The 16,521-nt window shown below is 49.6% G+C and carries 19 protein-coding genes; 4 read left to right on the top strand and 15 right to left on the bottom strand.

Annotated elements, in window-relative coordinates:
* Positions 1–58 precede the first annotated feature (58 nt).
* The 10 genes from ACJJJB_RS03250 to ACJJJB_RS03295 form a co-directional block, all read right to left on the bottom strand.
* Positions 59–613 carry a hypothetical protein gene (locus ACJJJB_RS03250; protein ID WP_353374913.1) on the bottom strand — a complete coding sequence of 185 codons (555 nt, stop codon included), beginning with the start codon at positions 611–613 and terminating at the stop codon, positions 59–61.
* A gap of 156 nt (positions 614–769) precedes the next feature.
* A complete protein-coding gene (locus ACJJJB_RS03255) occupies positions 770–1,228 on the bottom strand; it encodes a hypothetical protein (RefSeq protein WP_445365728.1) in 459 nt (152 codons plus the stop codon).
* Positions 1,229–1,649: 421 nt separating this feature from the next.
* Complete coding sequence (locus tag ACJJJB_RS03260; RefSeq protein WP_445365729.1) at positions 1,650–1,925, bottom strand: CPCC family cysteine-rich protein; 276 nt, start codon at positions 1,923–1,925, stop codon at positions 1,650–1,652.
* 90 nt (positions 1,926–2,015) lie between these two features.
* Positions 2,016–2,426 carry a hypothetical protein gene (locus ACJJJB_RS03265; RefSeq protein ID WP_445365730.1) on the bottom strand — a complete coding sequence of 137 codons (411 nt, stop codon included), beginning with the start codon at positions 2,424–2,426 and terminating at the stop codon, positions 2,016–2,018.
* Positions 2,427–2,523: 97 nt separating this feature from the next.
* The gene (locus ACJJJB_RS03270) at positions 2,524–2,835 is read right to left on the bottom strand and encodes a transthyretin-like family protein (protein ID WP_445365731.1); all 312 of its coding nucleotides are present in this window, start codon (positions 2,833–2,835) and stop codon (positions 2,524–2,526) included.
* Positions 2,836–2,918: 83 nt separating this feature from the next.
* Positions 2,919–3,386: a DUF4275 family protein gene (locus tag ACJJJB_RS03275; RefSeq protein WP_445365732.1), complete on the bottom strand. Its 468-nt coding sequence runs from the start codon at positions 3,384–3,386 to the stop codon at positions 2,919–2,921.
* A gap of 42 nt (positions 3,387–3,428) precedes the next feature.
* Positions 3,429–3,938, bottom strand: a complete 510-nt coding sequence (locus ACJJJB_RS03280) for a hypothetical protein (RefSeq protein WP_444902007.1) — start codon at positions 3,936–3,938, stop codon at positions 3,429–3,431.
* 192 nt (positions 3,939–4,130) lie between these two features.
* Positions 4,131–4,685 (bottom strand): hypothetical protein, encoded by a 555-nt coding sequence (locus tag ACJJJB_RS03285; RefSeq protein ID WP_445365733.1) that lies wholly within the window; start codon positions 4,683–4,685, stop codon positions 4,131–4,133.
* Positions 4,686–4,841: 156 nt separating this feature from the next.
* Positions 4,842–5,150 carry a hypothetical protein gene (locus tag ACJJJB_RS03290; RefSeq protein ID WP_444945460.1) on the bottom strand — a complete coding sequence of 103 codons (309 nt, stop codon included), beginning with the start codon at positions 5,148–5,150 and terminating at the stop codon, positions 4,842–4,844.
* A gap of 146 nt (positions 5,151–5,296) precedes the next feature.
* Positions 5,297–5,716: a DUF4288 domain-containing protein gene (locus tag ACJJJB_RS03295; protein WP_444945459.1), complete on the bottom strand. Its 420-nt coding sequence runs from the start codon at positions 5,714–5,716 to the stop codon at positions 5,297–5,299.
* Between the two features lie 1,194 nt (positions 5,717–6,910).
* Here ACJJJB_RS03295 and csrA point away from each other — a divergent pair.
* The gene (gene csrA, locus ACJJJB_RS03300) at positions 6,911–7,126 is read left to right on the top strand and encodes a carbon storage regulator CsrA (protein ID WP_282951306.1); all 216 of its coding nucleotides are present in this window, start codon (positions 6,911–6,913) and stop codon (positions 7,124–7,126) included.
* A gap of 124 nt (positions 7,127–7,250) precedes the next feature.
* Here csrA and ACJJJB_RS03305 read toward each other — a convergent pair whose 3' ends face one another.
* The 4 genes from ACJJJB_RS03305 to ACJJJB_RS03320 form a co-directional block, all read right to left on the bottom strand.
* Complete coding sequence (locus ACJJJB_RS03305) at positions 7,251–7,661, bottom strand: DUF6746 family protein (protein ID WP_444945458.1); 411 nt, start codon at positions 7,659–7,661, stop codon at positions 7,251–7,253.
* A 397-nt stretch (positions 7,662–8,058) separates the two neighbouring features.
* Positions 8,059–9,363 (bottom strand): adenosylmethionine--8-amino-7-oxononanoate transaminase, encoded by a 1,305-nt coding sequence (bioA, locus tag ACJJJB_RS03310; protein WP_444945457.1) that lies wholly within the window; start codon positions 9,361–9,363, stop codon positions 8,059–8,061.
* 7 nt (positions 9,364–9,370) lie between these two features.
* Complete coding sequence (locus ACJJJB_RS03315; protein WP_445365734.1) at positions 9,371–11,821, bottom strand: ABC transporter permease; 2,451 nt, start codon at positions 11,819–11,821, stop codon at positions 9,371–9,373.
* Positions 11,821–12,543, bottom strand: a complete 723-nt coding sequence (locus ACJJJB_RS03320; protein WP_020411650.1) for an ABC transporter ATP-binding protein — start codon at positions 12,541–12,543, stop codon at positions 11,821–11,823. The genes ACJJJB_RS03315 and ACJJJB_RS03320 overlap by 1 nt, the downstream gene beginning before the upstream one ends.
* Positions 12,544–12,588: 45 nt before the next feature.
* On the opposite strand from ACJJJB_RS03320, the gene ACJJJB_RS03325 reads away from it, so the two are divergent.
* Positions 12,589–13,257: an arylesterase gene (locus tag ACJJJB_RS03325; RefSeq protein WP_020411651.1), complete on the top strand. Its 669-nt coding sequence runs from the start codon at positions 12,589–12,591 to the stop codon at positions 13,255–13,257.
* Between the two features lie 132 nt (positions 13,258–13,389).
* The gene (gene ttcA / locus ACJJJB_RS03330; RefSeq protein WP_020411652.1) at positions 13,390–14,307 is read left to right on the top strand and encodes a tRNA 2-thiocytidine(32) synthetase TtcA; all 918 of its coding nucleotides are present in this window, start codon (positions 13,390–13,392) and stop codon (positions 14,305–14,307) included.
* On the opposite strand, the gene ACJJJB_RS03335 is transcribed toward ttcA, so the two are convergent.
* A complete protein-coding gene (locus tag ACJJJB_RS03335; RefSeq protein ID WP_211214878.1) occupies positions 14,192–14,797 on the bottom strand; it encodes a hypothetical protein in 606 nt (201 codons plus the stop codon). The two genes, ttcA and ACJJJB_RS03335, sit on opposite strands and share 116 nt — an antisense overlap.
* Positions 14,798–15,003: 206 nt before the next feature.
* Here ACJJJB_RS03335 and putP point away from each other — a divergent pair, with 206 nt between their 5' ends.
* On the top strand, positions 15,004–16,470 hold the full coding sequence (gene putP / locus ACJJJB_RS03340; protein WP_445365735.1) for a sodium/proline symporter PutP: 1,467 nt from the start codon (positions 15,004–15,006) through the stop codon (positions 16,468–16,470).
* Positions 16,471–16,521 lie beyond the last annotated feature (51 nt).

Consider the following 16,521-nt stretch of genomic DNA (forward strand, 5'->3'; position numbering starts at 1 on the left):
CGTAGGCATGTAGCGATGTTTGACATTTTTGTTAGGCATTTCTAGCACAGCCCCTATTTTACACTGGATATTTTACAAATTGCCGAAGCAGTTTTGGCTGTAGAAACTTGTGATAACATGCACTTGGTGAGCCTTTGGGTTGTATTGAAGGGTAAATCATAGCGTAATCAACAAAGTAAGCTGCATCCTTCAACAAATCCAGAGTATTAGAAGAACCAAGTTTCTCTATTAGCTCCATATGACTCGACTCGGTTTCCTCAACCCATAAACTGACTTTTTCTGTATCAGTTTCGTAGTCAAAGGTAAAAGCGGCCCCCTCAACATACCAGTTATATCTGGATAATTTTTCCCACTCAGTTTCTCCCCTTATATATTGCTCTGCTAGCTCAACGCCCCTTTTACTCTCATTCTGAGGAAGAAGAGGCCAAATTTCGCGACAACAAGCTATATAAAATTTGTATAGAGGCATTTCAATATCCAAATAATCTTTCCAATCATTAGCAGCAGGATATTCTTTAAACCTTTCTGAAACTGTACGAAACGGCTCTTGTCTCCAAACAAACTCAATCATATCTGGAGCGTCGCAACAGTTATTCCATTCGTTTTTAGTCATTTCTGATGATTTATGTCTAGCGCCGCCAGCAGGGGCAGCTTACCTTATGCGAATTTTGCGTAAAAATGGGAGCGTAGCGACCTGCGTAAAAGGTAAGCTGTCCCGCGGAGGGCCGCAGGCCCGGAGCTTCATTACCTGGCTTTGTTAGGAGCCTGCTCAATCTTGGCAAAATGCCTCGCTAACAACACCGTTTTCGACGGTGCTGATACAACCAAAGGAATCATGCTCACTCGACTGACACAACCCCAGAATCGCAATTCCGATTTCATGGGTGTTGGGTGTGAAACATAGCCCTTGGCATTGTGAATTATCCGTGCAGCTTTTACCACCATCGATGTAATAAGCGACACAAGAAGGTATACCAAAAATTCCTATACCTTCAACTTTTCCACCAGAGGATACGCAAGCTTCGCTATCTATTTTCGCCCTGGCCTCGCTCCTCATTTTTTCTATAGAGCGCTTCATGCGCCAATCATTCCAAGCACTACATGCACTCAATTGAAAAATGATAATTAAATAAAGTGCTATTCGGATGATCAAGCTCCTAACGCCGGCAGCATGGGCCGGAGTTGCAACGCGGCAGAGGTCCAGTAAATGCGCAGCATTTACGAGCATGCCTGCCCTTGTTAAATGAGATACCTACATTGTTACGACTATCAAAAAATACGACACCACACCCAACAAAATATTCAAAATGATTGCCAATCTCGGTTTGCAAAAACATCCCCAGATAGCAAAAAATAGAGCGATAAGGCCGCAAATTCTGTACGCACCGAGCTTTGACATTAGGCTAAATAGGGAGTCCTTTAATTTACCCTCCAACTGAAGATAATTATCCCCAACTATTTCCCAGTGAACCATTCCGTAGTAATTTAAAAGTACAAACCCAAAAGCCAAAAAAAGCATAGAATTGTAGATGGGAAACCATGCGCTTCTATACCACTTTTGACTCATCATTCTTACTCCATTACTCGACACATTTAACGCGTTTAGCACCTGTGCCGTAAGTGTTGGGTGCCTATATTTGTTATATTTATTACTCAACTTCACTGGAGTGTTTATATTCTTTACGAGCTTCAGCTGGTAAAACATGTTGAATCATTTCTTCGCAACAAGCTCCATACCTGTCAAAGTTATTTCGTGCTTCGACAAGCGAGAGACCATGATTGTTGACAGATGGCACTGTCCCCCTAAAACCAACCTCCGAATCCGACTCCCAATAACAAATAATACATATCTCTCCATGTTCACCGCCATTTAGGGATAGATAGCCGCAACAGGGGCACTCAATTGTGGTATTCACTTCATTCATAGATCAGTAAATATAACGCCCGCAATAGGGGCGCAAAGAGTTGGGCGTCCCGCGGAGGCCCGAAGGGCCATAGAAGCTTGCTTGCGTTTGTTAATGGGCTTTGCTCCTTAGCAAGAGAACAAGTACCGGAAGCACAGAAATCGTCAGAAGAACTTTTACACTTGTACTCACTAGAAATCCAGAGCTAAGAATAAAATCTGATAGTGCCGGCGCTACTTCCAGAAAGTTAACAAAGCCGTAAATTGAAATAGGAATTAATGGAAGCCCCAAAAGCACCGATAGCTTGACAGGTTGTTTGAGCCGAAGCTTGACAATCAAAATTGCTAACAATGAAGCAAAAATTAGAACGGCACATAGACCATAAATTACCAGCATCGCTTGATACAGTATTGGCGAGGTTTGGATATCTACTGGGACATACAAGGTGGAGGTGTAACCAAAAAGCCTCTCACAGATCCACGAGTAGAGTACCGCTACCACAAATACCAAGGCTATTTTCATCTTTATACTGATTCTTGACCATTAACTCAGAGTGCAGGGGCGGCTGGAACGAAGTATAAGCCGTCCCGGCGCGAAGCGCCCTTGCTGCCACGATTTGTTAAGTGCTATTTTTGGTGCACTTGGTCTCCGATTTCCCAGGGTGGCTTGTAAATACTAGTTTATTACCAGAATAAACGAAGAAACCCGCCTCTTTTTCTGTGTTTAATGTGAAAGTTCCATTTTCATCCGTTTTGGTTTCTCCAAGTTTACCAGGCAAGTGAAAAGGAATCCATTCGTTTTCCCATGCTTCTACTTCTGCTCTAGCAATCGGATTATCTTGGCAATCGGTTACCGTTCCGGTATAGGTTTGTGGTGTAGCGCAACCATTCAAAATTAATGTAAGTAAAACAATTGCTACTGACGTCTTCATTCTCTCATGATTCTCTCATGCACTTAACTCCTAGGTAAACTGTGCCGCCAGGTATCAGTTTGACCTATTTGTTATGTGAATTTTTATGTCCATCCTTTACTCTTGGCAAAGGCTTTTTGTTTCTCTTTTTCAATCTGTTTTTGATTGTCGATATTTAGTTTTTCGTAATCTGGATGTTTGGCAAAGTAGGGCCCTAACCAACCTTCCTCATGAGTGAAAGCCATACACCAAGCCATATTTTTTGGAAAAATATAGTAGTCCAACAAATCAACTGTTTCAGGCTTTAGGTCAGTTAGTACTACTAACTCATCATCGTTTGCCATTATGTAATATTCGTGCGCACTATGATTGTTATATAGTTCGCGTGCTTTCTCTCCTTCGCTTGAAGGATAGCAACCAGCGCTAAAGGTATGCCATTTATAAGCTTTGGTATTTGCTCCCTGGGAATTCTTAGCGAAAGTGGCCATCCACTGTTTTTGAATGTTCCACATTTCCTTCTCGTAGAGGTCTTCTAAGATTTTTCCTGGGTGGCATTCAATTACTTGTTCCATCACCTTCCCCGTAGACAAATAACGCCCAAAGCAGCGGGCGCTTTAGCGGTCCGACTGCCTTTGCTTGTTAACCCTTTCATCCTTCAATGCACTTTCATAAGCTGAAATCCAGATCTGCTTTTCTAAATTCGCCATATAATGTTTTTGAAACTCATCTATCCCGCTAATCCAGGCGTGAATTCTTAGAGGTGCTTTGGCTGTAGTCTTAATAGTAAACCACATCGATACCGGCGAATACGTTATCTCTTCTATTTCGCTCCACTCATATTCTCTGAGCCCTCTCCATCCTGACGTTCCTGCAATGCCACCGGATTTCAGGGTGATCTTTACTGTAAAAAATTCAATATAAAAATAAGCTGTAAAGAGAAAAGCTGCCGAGAATAGCCAAATAACTGCTCGCGCATCTGACTCTGTCTTTATTGGAACGAAGATAAGAGCAAGAAATAAACCACCTATATATAGATATAATGGAAAGGACGAGACCGGCACCTCTAATTGAATTCGCATACGTAAGAAGAACATCCCCATTCTCCATAGAAACGGGCTTGGCATTCTTTGAGGCTCCAAGCATCAGCGCAAGTACAAAACCCGCAATTGCTGAAATCAACACATAATTCACTCAATACACCTCTGGGTTAACGCCAATGTAAACGGCGAGCGACGCAGGAGCGAGTCCCGCGGAATGCCGTAGGCATGTAGCGATGTTTGACACTTTTGTTAGGCATTTCTAGCACAGCCCCTATTTTACACTGGATATTTTACTAATTTCCGAAGCAGTTTTGGCTGTAGAAACTTGTGATAACATGCACTTGGTGAGCCTTTGGGTTGTATTGAAGGGTAAATCATAGCGTAATCAACAAAGTAAGCTGCATCCTTCAACAAATCCAGAGTATTAGAAGAACCAAGTTTCTCTATTAGCTCCATATGACTCGACTCGGTTTCCTCAACCCATAAACTGACTTTTTCTGTATCAGTTTCGTAGTCAAAGGTAAAAGCGGCCCCCTCAACATACCAGTTATACCTGGATAATTCTTCCCACTCAGTTTCTCCCCTTATATATTGCTCGGCTAGCTCAACGCCCCTTTTACTCTCATTCTGAGGAAGAAGAAGCCAAATTTCGCGACAACAAGCTATATAAAATTTGTATAGAGGCATTTCAATATCCAAATAATCTTTCCAATCATTAGTAGCAGGATATTCTTTAAACCTTTCTGAAACTGTACGAAACGGCTCTTGTCTCCAAACAAATTCAATCATATCTGGGGCGTCGCAACAGTTATTCCATTCGTCTTTAGTCATTTCTGATGATTTATGTCTAACGCCGCCAGCAGGGGCAGCTTACCTTGTGCGAATTTTGCGTAAAAATGGGAGCGTAGCGACCTGCGTAAAAGGTAAGCTGTCCCGCGGAGGGCCGCAGGCCCGGAGCTTCATTGCCTGGCTTTGTTAGGAGCCTGCTCAATCTTGGCAAAATGCCTCGCTAACAACACCGTTTTCGACGGTGCTGATACAACCAAAGGAATCATGCTCACTCGACTGACACAACCCCAGAATTGCAGTTCCGATTTCATGGGTGTTGGGTGTGAAACATAGCCCTTGGCATTGAGAATTATCCGTGCAGCTTTTACCACCATCGATGTAATAAGCGACACAAGAAGGTATACCAAAAATTCCTATACCTTCAACTTTTCCACCAGAGGATACGCAAGCTTCGCTATCTATTTTCGTCCTGGCCTCGCTCCTCATTTTTTCTATAGAGCGCTCCATGAGCCAATCATTCCAAGCACTACATGCACTCAATTGAAAAATGATAATTAAATAAAGTGTTATTCGGATGATCAAGCTCCTAACACTCAGGTCATGTGCAGACGACGCAAAGCGGCGGCTGTCACATGCACCTGCTTGTTAGCATCTTACCGAAACCCCACTATGTCAGAATTAAGAAAATTGATCCTGATTTTTTCGTCATCTTCATAACTCTGTCCAAAACAGTTATCAGCAAGGTATTTGTCATTCAATTTTCTTGGAACTAAATATGTACTAGAGAATACTTCAATATTAGCCGGCACTGAATCATAAGGCTCAAAAGCGACAGAATCACCAGTGAAATACCACGCCACATTTTGGCCAAAGGGATTAACAAAAACCTCACGAGCATATTCCTCGGCCTCTCGTTCTGCTCTTTCAATTGCCTCATCAAATGATCGAGCCTTAAAAGTAACGACTCGTTCTTCAACCATATCGTATTGATCAGAGTATCCCTCACTAGTTGAAAGAGGTACTCCAGTTGTTTTAGTCCGATATAGTGTTTTTACAGCGAATGTTTTCCACATACTCATATTATGCTAACAGTGTATTCAGAAGCAGCTGCATTATATCACCAGCCGATATATCCCAAGAGGAGGAAACTCCTCTAGCCAGAAAAAATCAAATAAATCAGTATGTTAGCCAGCACTGGTGGAAAATTACTCTAGTGGATATAGTGCGGCTGCATTATATCCTGATATTTTGCTGCTTTTGATCACAGGCGTAAATCATTCAAAATCAATGAGTTAGCGCTTTTTCTACTGTGGATATGTGCGGTTGCTCTTGATCTTTGATGTTGGCAGTACGGAAAAGCAACAAAATATATACAAAATAAGCATTTTCAAGCAGTTAAGGATGATATTTCCCCAAAACCATCTGTCAAACCAGAGCGTTTGGTGGATGTTCTGGTGCGGCCTTTTTAAACAGGGGTTACCGTACCAGAAGGCTTCGATCCTAAATGATGAGTGAAAATAGCACTATCACTACGAATAGAGTGCCGACCTAAATACCACAGCAATATATTAAAAGTCTGTAAGATATTTTGGCTCTCGAGAGATCTTTTCTATTGATGCGTGGAAGGTATTTCAAGTAGCAGTATTACCATTGTTTTTTGCATTCTAACGCGAGAAACGGTGAGGAGTGTTAATTTAAATGGCCATTTTTACGTGTGACTAAAATCTTTCAAAGCGTGAATAAATAAAAATATAGGCACAAAAATAATCTTATTAGATTTTATTAGGATTGTTTTAGTGTCAAAGCCACGTAAAATCGATAGATATTTATTGATATTTTGGCGGCGATTAAGAAGCCATCTAAAGGCAACAATCAAAGCCGCTCGGTTCAAGTGTATCTAGAGATTCAAGAACCCAAGAATTTTCTAAAAACCACCCCTTAAAGGAGAACGGTCGCGTGAAGTAAGAAATAGTAAAAGGCGCTGACCCAAGGTGCTGGAACACCTGGGGCCAGCTAACCAAATTGATAAATCACCTATCAAGATGGCTATATGAATAGTACGCTAGAAACCCGCTCGTCTTCAATAAAGTGGAGCACAATCAGCGGTTTGGAGAGATTCCCCAAGCCCTGGGGGCGTTGCGTCTGCCTTTTCTTTTTCTACGCCTACCGTTCTCGCGCACCACCCCGTATTTCCTCAAAACGTTACTATTCAAGCTTTCCCGTCGTGGAAGGTCTACTTATGGCTTGAGTATCAGTAGGACATAAATATGTTGGTCTTAAAGCGCCGGACAGGCGAAAACTTACGGATTGGAGCAAATGTCTCAGTCACGGTATTGGAAGTTAAGGGTAATCAGGTGAAGATAGGAATACTTGCTCCAAAATCCTTACCCGTACACCGCGAGGAGATTTATAGGCGGATCAAAAAGGAAGGAAGTATGGGCAATGGGTATCGTAAAGAATCTGATCGAGGTTGTGGCACCTAGCCATGAACGAGTGGTGTTATTATTGAAGGGCTAACTACTGATAGCTAGCCCTTCAGTTTTCTATCGTACTAGACGAGCCTTTCGCTGCGAAAAGAAACGCTGTTTAAGCTCGGGATTGAGCTTATTAGTGATGCTTAAACCCAGCGGCAAATTTGTCTGCTAATTTAAAGTATTCCTTCAGATCCTTGCGGGTCTTTTCTGCACGGTTGTTTTCGGAGTTAAGATGGATATTCTCCACCACAACGGCAATTTCTTTTGCCAGCTCTTGCTTCTCACCCTTTAAGTTCTCTGCGAAAAACTCAACGCTTTTTTCAAGCGTGTAGGTGATGACATGAATCTGGTGAAGCTCAGCAGCATCAAGCTTTTGCTTGCCCTTAATTTCTGCTGTTTTCTCAATGAAAATCTTCTTGGCATCCTTCATCGAAGTAACATCCGCTACCTTGAGGTGCTGAATGGGTTTTTCTCCTGATGCATCGCTAGCTTGCGCCGTGGTAGCAAAAGTAACCGCAAAAAGTAATGCAATTAAAATTCTCATTTTTCCTCTCTAACGCCCAAGCAGTAAAGATTGAAAAGGCATTGATCGGGCGAGGTGAATGCCTAACATTTAACTGTGATCACTTTGATTGCTATCACAAATGAGGATAACTATCATTAACATTTATGATACAGGAATTTTTAGGGGCTCAAAACATTTCTGGCAGAAATTGCGATCAAGCTGATCGAAGCTTGTAAAGACGAAGAAAATTGAATCTGCGAACGACGAATGCGGGAGGGGTCAACGGAGGTCTTTAGCCTGGAAGCGGCGCCCCCGTGTTAAGGAAAGTCATCAGATAGCCATCTGCTCGCAGCAGCAACTGTGAAGGTTATTGACAGAAAGAGCCGGTTAATCCGGCATTATTGAGACCGGCTTCACAAATTAATTGGTACGAAGGCTAGGAAATCTCCCCCAGTACATCAACCATTGCCGAAGTTAGTTGGCTTAGGTCTTCTTTAGAAATCACATAGGGCGGCATGGCGTAGACCAGCTTGCCGAAGGGACGCAGCCAAACGCCGCGTTCGATTAAAGCTTCCTGCACCTTGGCCATATTCACTGGCTCACACATTTCCACTACCCCAATAGCGCCAAGGGCCCGAACATCGGCCACACCCGGTGCGGATTTTAATGGGGCCAGCTGCTCGGTCAGCTGCTGCTCGATCACTGTGACTCGTTTCTGCCAGGGGCTGCTGAGAAGCAGCTGGATGCTGGCATTGGCAACGGAGCAGGCCAGGGGATTCCCCATAAAAGTGGGGCCGTGCATAAAGACTCCGGCCTCGCCATTGCAAATGCCTTCGGCAATACGATCGCTACACAGTGCGGCCGCTAAAGTCATGGTACCGCCGGTGAGTGCCTTGCCGAGGGTGAGAATATCCGGGCTGATCGCGGCGTGGTCGCAGGCGAACATTTTGCCACTGCGGCCAAAACCGGTGGCGATTTCATCGGCAATCAGCAGCAGGTCGTATTCGTCACAGAGTGCTCGTACCCGGCGCAGGTAATCTGCGGAATAAAAGCGCATACCGCCGGCGCCCTGTACTATGGGTTCGAGGATCACCGCAGCCAGTTGATCGCTGTTTTGCGCAATCAGTTGTTCCAGTTCACGGATATCTTCTTCCGGGCATGTTTCGCCGAAAGGGGTTTGCGGGGCAGGGGCAAACAGGTGTTGGCTCAATTGCCCGGCAAACAGGTGGTGCATGCCGGTAACGGGATCACAGGTGGCCATGGCCCCAAAGGTATCGCCATGGTAGCCATTGCGCAGGGCCAGCAATTTACTTTTACCCGGTTTGCCCTGAGAGTGCCAGTATTGAATGGCCATTTTAATGGCCACTTCCACAGACACTGAACCGGAATCAGCCAGGAATACCCGATTCAGCCCCGGTGGGGTGATCTCTACCAGCTTTTTGCACAGCTCAATGGCCGGTTCATGGGTGAGGCCGCCAAACATCACATGGGACATCTTGTCCATCTGATCGCGCATGGCCTGGTTTAGCTCGGGCACATTGTATCCGTGCAGGGCACTCCACCAGGAGGACATGCCATCGATAAGGCCGCGGCCATCTTCCAGGAAAATTCGAACCCCTTCAGCCCTGGCCACCGGATAAACCGGCGGCGGGTTGATCAGCGAGGAGTAGGGGTGCCAGATATGTTTGCGGTCGAATTCCAGGTCCATAAAAACTACATCTTTATTCTCAAGAGCCGACATTCATCAGTTAGGCCAGTTCGCGCAGTACTCTGAGCGGGGGCTGGCTGATCGAGCTGTAACAGGCCAGGGTACCGGCGGTGCCAACCAGTACTGCACCGGTGAGTGGTCCGGTTAGCCAAAGGACTGGGTGCAATATCACCGGCAGTTCAAAGACCCAATAAGACAGCACGGCCAAAGTGGCTTCAGCACCGATAGCCGCGAGCAAGCCGGCGGCAAAACCCAGTAGGCCAAATTCCAGTATCAGGCTTCTCAGTAATAAGCGCCTGCGGCCTCCCAGTGTGCGGATAATTGCCGCTTCCTGCAATCGCTCGGCGATACTGGCGCGTACTCCGGCAATTAATACCAGCACCCCGGCAACAAGCATCAGGGCCATGACTGATTCGATAGCAAAGGACACCTGGTTAATGGTGTCGCGGATACGTTGGATGATCTTATCCAGCTCTATCACGCTGACGCTGGGGAAGGCGCGAACCAGATCGTTGACCAGTAGCTTGTCCTCCGGTGGGAGGTAAAAACTGGTGATATAGGTAGCCGGGAAATCATCGATAGTGCCCGGTGCAAATATCATATAGAAGTTGGGGCGCATGCTGTTCCAGTCCAGCGAGCGGAAGCTGGCTACTGGGGCTTCTACTTCGAGGCCACCGATGGAAAAGCGCAATTGATCTCCCATTGACAGTTCCAGCTGGGCTGCCAGCTCCACTTCTACGGAAACACCTTCGCTGGCCTTGTCCCACCATTCGCCTTCCAAGATGCGATTGTCCGGCGCCAGGGTATCGGTGTAGCTCAGGTTCAATTCCCGGCGAACGCCACCGGGACGATCTTTTTTCTCTTTAATCGAAACGCCGTTAATCGCTACCAAACGGCCGCGCACCATGGGGTAAAACTCGGTGCTGCTTACCTCGCCCTCTGCCAGCATGTTTTCCATGGTTGGAACGTCGTGGGGGGCGATATTCAGAAGGAAGTGGTTGGGGGCTTTTTCTGGTAATTGCATCCGCCATTCATCCACCAGGGCTGTGCGGGCAAAGACCATGGCCAGCATGGCCAATAATCCGGTGCCAAAAGCGGCAATAAGGAGGGTGTTGAACGCGGCGCGGCGTTGCAAGCTGCCCAGGGCAATACGCCATGCGCCGCCGAGGGAAGCCAATTTGCCGCGCACCAGGAGTCGGTTAACCAGGGCGCTGCCCGCTACCAACAGGAGCATGCCGACAAACAAGGCGAGCGTCATGAGCAGACTGCCGGACAGCCACCAGATTAGGAGCAGCATGGCGCTGGGGCCGAGAATCAACCCGAGCCATTCGCGTCTGTCCGGATTGCTCCAGTCGTGCCTCAGGGTTTGCATCGGGTCTGTACGAGCCAAACGGAAAAGCGGCGGCAGGGCAAAGCCCAGGGCGCAGGCGAGGCCGGTGGCGAGTCCAATTAGCAGAGGGCTCCAGCTGGTGGCCGGGGGTTGAACCGGGAAGAACCCTTCCATCAGGTTGACCGCCTGGCTCTGGATAAAGGTGCCCAGTGCCAGCCCGATAGCAGTGGCAATCAGGGTGAGGGCGGCCAGCTGTCCCAGGTAGATGCCGAGGATTTTGTTGCGCCCGGCGCCGAGGCTTTTCATTACGGCTACGTAGGCGCCGTGGCGCAGTCCGTAGCGTCTGGCTGCCAGGCCAACGGCGACGCTGGCGAGAAGTACAGCCAGGCTGGCGGCGAGAAACAGGAATGACTCGGCTCTATCCAGGGCTGAGGCAACGCGGGGCTGGCCTTCGCGCAGGTCCAAGATTCGCTGGTGCTCAGTTAACTGAGGTTTGAGCCAGTCAAAGTAATCCTTCAGGACTTGGTCATCACCGGAAAACAAGTAGCGGTAGCGCACTCGGCTGCCGGGCTGGATCACACCTGCGGCGGGCAGGTCGGCGGTATTGGCTAGCAGTCGCGCGCCCATATCAAACAGGCTGGTGCCCCGGTCGGGTTCCCGCTCCAGTATGGCTGTCACTTTCAATTGGGTGTCGCCGAGGGCGATAGGATCGCCGAGCTGGATTCCCATCAATGGTAGAAGGCGGGACTCCACCCAGGCTTCTCCCGGGGGAGGTCCTTGTGGTGCCACTTCCCCTGGGCCTTCCGGGGACTTGCTGATTTCCAGTTGTCCCACCAATGGATAGCCTTTGTCGACAGCTTTGACTGAGACAAACTGGAACTGGTCGTTGGCGGAGATCATGGATGAAAACTGGACTATCTCGGCCTGTTCCAATCCCTTTTTGTCGGCTTCCTCCAGCCATGCGCTATCCACAGGCTTACTGCTGCGCAGCACCCGCTCTGCGGCCAGGAAGGTAAGCGATTGCTGCTCCATGGCGCGGGTAAGGCGGTCAGTGAAATGGGCAATGGCGGTTACACAGGTCACGGCCAGTACCAGGGCACTGGCGATCAGGGCCAGCTCGCCACCGCGCCAGTCCCTGAAAAGCAGTCGCAGCGGCAGCATCAGGCGGACACCTCCGACAAGTTGTCGTCACCAGAGAAGGGCACGTAAGACTCCACGGCTCCAGCAGACATACGAAGGTGAGTGGCGCAGCGTTCAGCGAGGCGTTGCTCATGGGTTACCAATACCAGAGTGGTACTGGACTCGGCGTTGAGCTTGAAGAGCAAATCGATGATTTTGGCGCCATTGCCGGCATCCAGGCTGCCGGTGGGTTCGTCGGCAAAGAGGATGGCGTCCTCTCCGCTAAAGCTAGCGAAGGCCCTGGCAATGGCAACCCGCTGCTGCTCCCCACCGGAGAGCTGGCGCGGATAGTGGCCCAGGCGATGTTCCAGACCAACCTTGGCCAGGAATTCCTCTGCGCGCTTGGCGGCGCCGCGCTCTCCACGCAGCTCACTGGGCAACATGACATTCTCACGAGCCGTGAGGCCTGGCAGTAGCTGGAAAGTTTGGAATACAAAACCCACGCAGCGGGCGCGTATCGCTGCACGTTGTTCCTCATCCATGGCGGTAATTTCTTCACCGGCCAGCCAGATTTTTCCTTCGCTGGGCTTGTCCAATCCCGCTAATAGACCGAGCAGGGTGGACTTGCCGGAACCTGAGGCACCGGTCACAGCCAGGCTTTCCCCGCGCGCCAGTTGCAGAGAGATATTGTTTAATAGGGTCAATGGCCCTTCGCTGGTGGAGACTCTGTGATACAGGTTTTCTGCCGTAAGAATGGCGGACATACTGTGTTCCCTATACGGATACGCGAATTTTTTGGAGAGTATGACATGACGACAGCCTTTTTTCGGCAGTTGGCGGCTCAATTCAGCTTGGTACTGTTGCTGTTTATCCCTGTCGGGGCTGCCCAGGCGAATACTGCGGATACCTTATTGGTGCTGGGTGACAGTATCAGCGCTGCTTACGGTATCAATGAAGAGCAGGGCTGGGTGCAATTATTGCGAGAGCGCCTGCAGGAGAAAGGCAAAAAAATTCGAGTGGTCAATGCCAGTATCAGTGGCGAAACGACTTCCGGTGGGTTGACGCGTTTGCCTCGCCTGATGGAGGAGTACAATCCGCGTTGGCTGATTGTGGAGCTGGGTGGTAACGATGGCCTGCGGGGCTACCCGCCGCAGTCCTTGCAGCGCAATCTGATGGAAATGGTGAAACTGGCCAAGAACTCTGGTGCTGAGGTATTGCTATTGGGCATGCGTATTCCTCCTAACTACGGTCGTGCCTACACCAATGCCTTTGCCGCTGTATATCCCAAGGTGGCGAAATCTGAGCAGGTCGGGTTGGTGCCCTTCTTCCTGGAGACAGTGGCGCTGGCAGATGGGGCAATGCAATCGGATGGTATCCACCCAACCGCCAAGGCCCAGCCCGCATTGCTGGACCATGTATGGCCCTGTGTTGAGTCACTGCTGGCAGAAGAGGTGGATAGCCAGTCGTGTACTCCGTGATCGAAATGCGTACAATCGCGCCCCCAGGATTGGGAAAGCCAGCAACTGGCCATCAGCCACAAGAAGTAGTACTGCGGCTGTGCCCCCAGGTTTGTAACCGGCCAGCGGTACTGAACTAGTTAGAGAGACACCATGCCCGAAGTGGAAAATCGCCGCGAGCGACTCGAATTTAACAAGCTGCAGAAGCGCCTGCGTCGTCATGTGGGTCGTGCGATTGCGGACTTCAACATGATTGAAGAAGGCGACAAAATTATGGTCTGCCTGTCCGGTGGCAAGGATTCCTATGCCATGCTGGATATCCTGCTGAACCTGCAAAAAACTGCACCGGTCAATTTCGAGCTGGTGGCGGTGAATATGGACCAGAAACAGCCGGGGTTCCCGGAGCATATCCTGCCGGAGTATTTGCGCTCCCTCGGCGTACCGCACCACATCGTGGAAAAAGACACCTATTCAGTTGTGCAGGAAGTGGTGCCTGAAGGCAAGACCACCTGTAGCCTCTGTTCGCGCCTGCGCCGCGGTACCCTTTACGGCTTTGCCGAGGAAATCGGTGCCACCAAAGTAGCCCTTGGCCACCATAAAGACGACATTGTCGAGACTTTATTCCTTAACATGTTTTACGGTGGACGCTTGAAAGCGATGCCGCCCAAGCTGCGTGCTGATGACGGCCGTAATATCGTGATTCGCCCGCTGGCCTATTGCCGTGAAGAGGATATTGCCCGCTATGCGGAGTTTAAGGAATTCCCGATCATTCCCTGCAACCTGTGCGGTAGCCAGGAAAATCTGCAGAGGCAGGCGATTAAGCAGATGTTACGGGAGTGGGATAAAAAATTCCCAGGACGTAGTGAAAATATCTTTGCCGCATTAACGCGTGTCTCCCCATCGCAACTGGCAGACAGGGATCTCTACAACTTTGAAAGCCTGGAATTGGATCGCTCTAAGCCGTCGGCTGCCGAGCGCCCTGACCATTTAATTCAGCGTCAGGTGAATTCCTGGGAGCCTGAGGATGCTCAGGAGGCTGCGCCCCAGTATATCTCGGCGCTGAATTTGTAGGGTCTGCACCACTTACCAGTTGGGCATAGCTGCATTCAAAATCCCTCGTAGTGGCGCTGGGCCCGTGGTGAAAATGCTGGTGCCACAGCCGCGCCATTTTCGCCACATCATTGGTCTCCGGCTCGGGAATCTTGTGAACATTCGCTGAGCGGTAAACCAGCCAGGCGATAGCGGTGGCATAGCGCAAGTTGGTGGTCAGCTCGCTGTGGGGGTGATCGAGAAAGTCTCGCTGGCTGGCCAGGCCGCGTACCTTTGAGGCCAGGGCTGGATGATCGATCAGATAGTGATCCCAGATCTCCCGGTGCGTGTGTGGTTGGATTTGATAGATGCCCAATCCATGGCGCCGTCCCTGCTTGAGATGAAACCCGAGCTGTGATTCTTGTGCGGCTGTGCCGAGCAGGAGGTTTTCCATGCCCTGACTCCAGGCTCTCAGGTGTTTGAGGGTCGGACGGATAACCTGGAGGCGCAATTCGTCCAGACAAATGCCCATAGTGTTGTCTTTTTTTCTGTGGCTGTTCTGAATATTTAGTTTGCGGATTGAGTCGACGCCACCTGTTGGGTAGATTTAGGCGCAATAAACATAACAATTTTTGAAGTGGTACCGATCCCGTAGCTCATTTTGCCCAAAAAGCGAGCAGCGAGTCGCAGAAAGTGCCCTCTCTAGGTGCCACTCAGTTTGAGTAGAAGGAATCCCCCATGCCTGCACAGTGGCTCGTAGCCCTAACCTTTATCGCCTACCTGGCCCTAATCCTGGTGATTGGCATTTACGCTTATATGCGTACCAAAAATGCCAGTGATTATTTCCTTGGTGGCCGTTCATTGCCCCCTGCCGTTGCGGCGCTCTCTGCAGGGGCCTCTGACATGAGTGGCTGGTTACTGCTGGGATTACCCGGTGCTGCCTATGCTGCGGGGTTGTCTGCGGGCTGGATTGCTATAGGCCTCTTTTCCGGTATCGTGCTGAGCTGGGTCAGTATGGGGCGCCGCCTGCGCATATATACCTATGAACTGGATGATTCCCTGACGGTGCCAGCCTACCTGGATCGCCGTTTTAAGATGGGCCACCCTTATCTGCGCACGGTATGCGCTATTTTCATCTTGCTGTTTTTCCTCTTTTACGTGGCTTCGGGACTGATTGCCGGCGGTAAGTTATTTGAGACTGTTTTTGGTTGGGACTATCACTTTGCGGTGGTTATCGGCGCAGTTGCAGTGATTTCTTACACGCTATTTGGCGGTTTCCTGGCGGTATCCTGGACAGATGTATTCCAGGGTCTGCTAATGAGTGTTGCTCTGATTGCCGTTCCTTTAGTGGTGATTTCCGATCAGGGTGGCTTTTCCGCCAGCTGGGCTCAGTTGCAAGCACAACAGCCCCAGTTAACGCATTGGTTGACTGATGGCAGTGGACAGGCGTTGGGCATGGTTGCCATTTTGAGCTCTCTCGCCTGGGGACTGGGCTACTTTGGCCAGCCCCATATCCTGGCGCGTTTTATGGCGGTACGCAGCCCGGATGATGTACCTGCGGCTGCAACCGTTGCCGCAGTTTGGTCCCTGGTTGGCTTTTTGGGTGCTATGGCAGTTGGCCTGTTTGCCCACCTACAGATGCAGCAGGGGCTGCCGGATGGCGAGACGGTCTTTATGGAACTGGTTCAGGTTCTGTTCCATCCGATTGTCGCGGGTGTACTGCTAGCGGCGATCCTCTCCGCCATTATGAGCACCGCAGATTCCCAGCTGTTGGTGTCCTCTGCAGCATTGGCAGAGGATATTTATCATGTCTGGTTTGGACGTAAGACCAGTCCTGAAGCCATGGTGAAAGTGGGGCGCTGGGCCGTTGTTGGGCTCTCTCTAATCGCTGTTTGGATTGCTATGGATCCTGATTCCAAGGTCTTGGATGTGGTGAGTTACGCCTGGGCCGGACTCGGCGCCGCCTTTGGGCCGGCGCTGCTGATCAGCCTCTACTGGTCAAGAATGACTGGCAGCGGTGCCATTGCAGGGGTGATTGTCGGTGGTGGCACAGTGGTGATCTGGGAGCAGCTCTCCGGTGGTATCTTCGATACCTATGAATTGCTGCCGGGCTTTATTTTCTCAGCAGCTGCTATCGTCATAGTTAGCGTACTGACGAAATGCCCGGAAGCCGTGGCCTCCCAGCATAAAAAATTGCTGGGCTAACCCCGGAGGGCTTGTACTTGCGGCCCCCAGTGATGGGGCTGAGTGCAGTGT

This window comes from Microbulbifer variabilis (assembly GCF_052468405.1).

Coding starts and splice junctions, on each gene's coding strand:
- ACJJJB_RS03250 (WP_353374913.1), bottom strand. CDS start 613: ATGACTAAAAACGAATGGAATAACTGTTGCGACGCTCCAGATATGATT.
- ACJJJB_RS03255 (WP_445365728.1), bottom strand. CDS start 1,228: ATGCTCGTAAATGCTGCGCATTTACTGGACCTCTGCCGCGTTGCAACT.
- ACJJJB_RS03260 (WP_445365729.1), bottom strand. CDS start 1,925: ATGAATGAAGTGAATACCACAATTGAGTGCCCCTGTTGCGGCTATCTA.
- ACJJJB_RS03265 (WP_445365730.1), bottom strand. CDS start 2,426: ATGAAAATAGCCTTGGTATTTGTGGTAGCGGTACTCTACTCGTGGATC.
- ACJJJB_RS03270 (WP_445365731.1), bottom strand. CDS start 2,835: ATGAAGACGTCAGTAGCAATTGTTTTACTTACATTAATTTTGAATGGT.
- ACJJJB_RS03275 (WP_445365732.1), bottom strand. CDS start 3,386: ATGGAACAAGTAATTGAATGCCACCCAGGAAAAATCTTAGAAGACCTC.
- ACJJJB_RS03280 (WP_444902007.1), bottom strand. CDS start 3,938: ATGCCAAGCCCGTTTCTATGGAGAATGGGGATGTTCTTCTTACGTATG.
- ACJJJB_RS03285 (WP_445365733.1), bottom strand. CDS start 4,685: ATGACTAAAGACGAATGGAATAACTGTTGCGACGCCCCAGATATGATT.
- ACJJJB_RS03290 (WP_444945460.1), bottom strand. CDS start 5,150: ATGGAGCGCTCTATAGAAAAAATGAGGAGCGAGGCCAGGACGAAAATA.
- ACJJJB_RS03295 (WP_444945459.1), bottom strand. CDS start 5,716: ATGTGGAAAACATTCGCTGTAAAAACACTATATCGGACTAAAACAACT.
- csrA (WP_282951306.1), top strand. CDS start 6,911: ATGTTGGTCTTAAAGCGCCGGACAGGCGAAAACTTACGGATTGGAGCA.
- ACJJJB_RS03305 (WP_444945458.1), bottom strand. CDS start 7,661: ATGAGAATTTTAATTGCATTACTTTTTGCGGTTACTTTTGCTACCACG.
- bioA (WP_444945457.1), bottom strand. CDS start 9,363: ATGTCGGCTCTTGAGAATAAAGATGTAGTTTTTATGGACCTGGAATTC.
- ACJJJB_RS03315 (WP_445365734.1), bottom strand. CDS start 11,821: ATGCTGCCGCTGCGACTGCTTTTCAGGGACTGGCGCGGTGGCGAGCTG.
- ACJJJB_RS03320 (WP_020411650.1), bottom strand. CDS start 12,543: ATGTCCGCCATTCTTACGGCAGAAAACCTGTATCACAGAGTCTCCACC.
- ACJJJB_RS03325 (WP_020411651.1), top strand. CDS start 12,589: ATGACGACAGCCTTTTTTCGGCAGTTGGCGGCTCAATTCAGCTTGGTA.
- ttcA (WP_020411652.1), top strand. CDS start 13,390: ATGCCCGAAGTGGAAAATCGCCGCGAGCGACTCGAATTTAACAAGCTG.
- ACJJJB_RS03335 (WP_211214878.1), bottom strand. CDS start 14,797: ATGGGCATTTGTCTGGACGAATTGCGCCTCCAGGTTATCCGTCCGACC.
- putP (WP_445365735.1), top strand. CDS start 15,004: ATGCCTGCACAGTGGCTCGTAGCCCTAACCTTTATCGCCTACCTGGCC.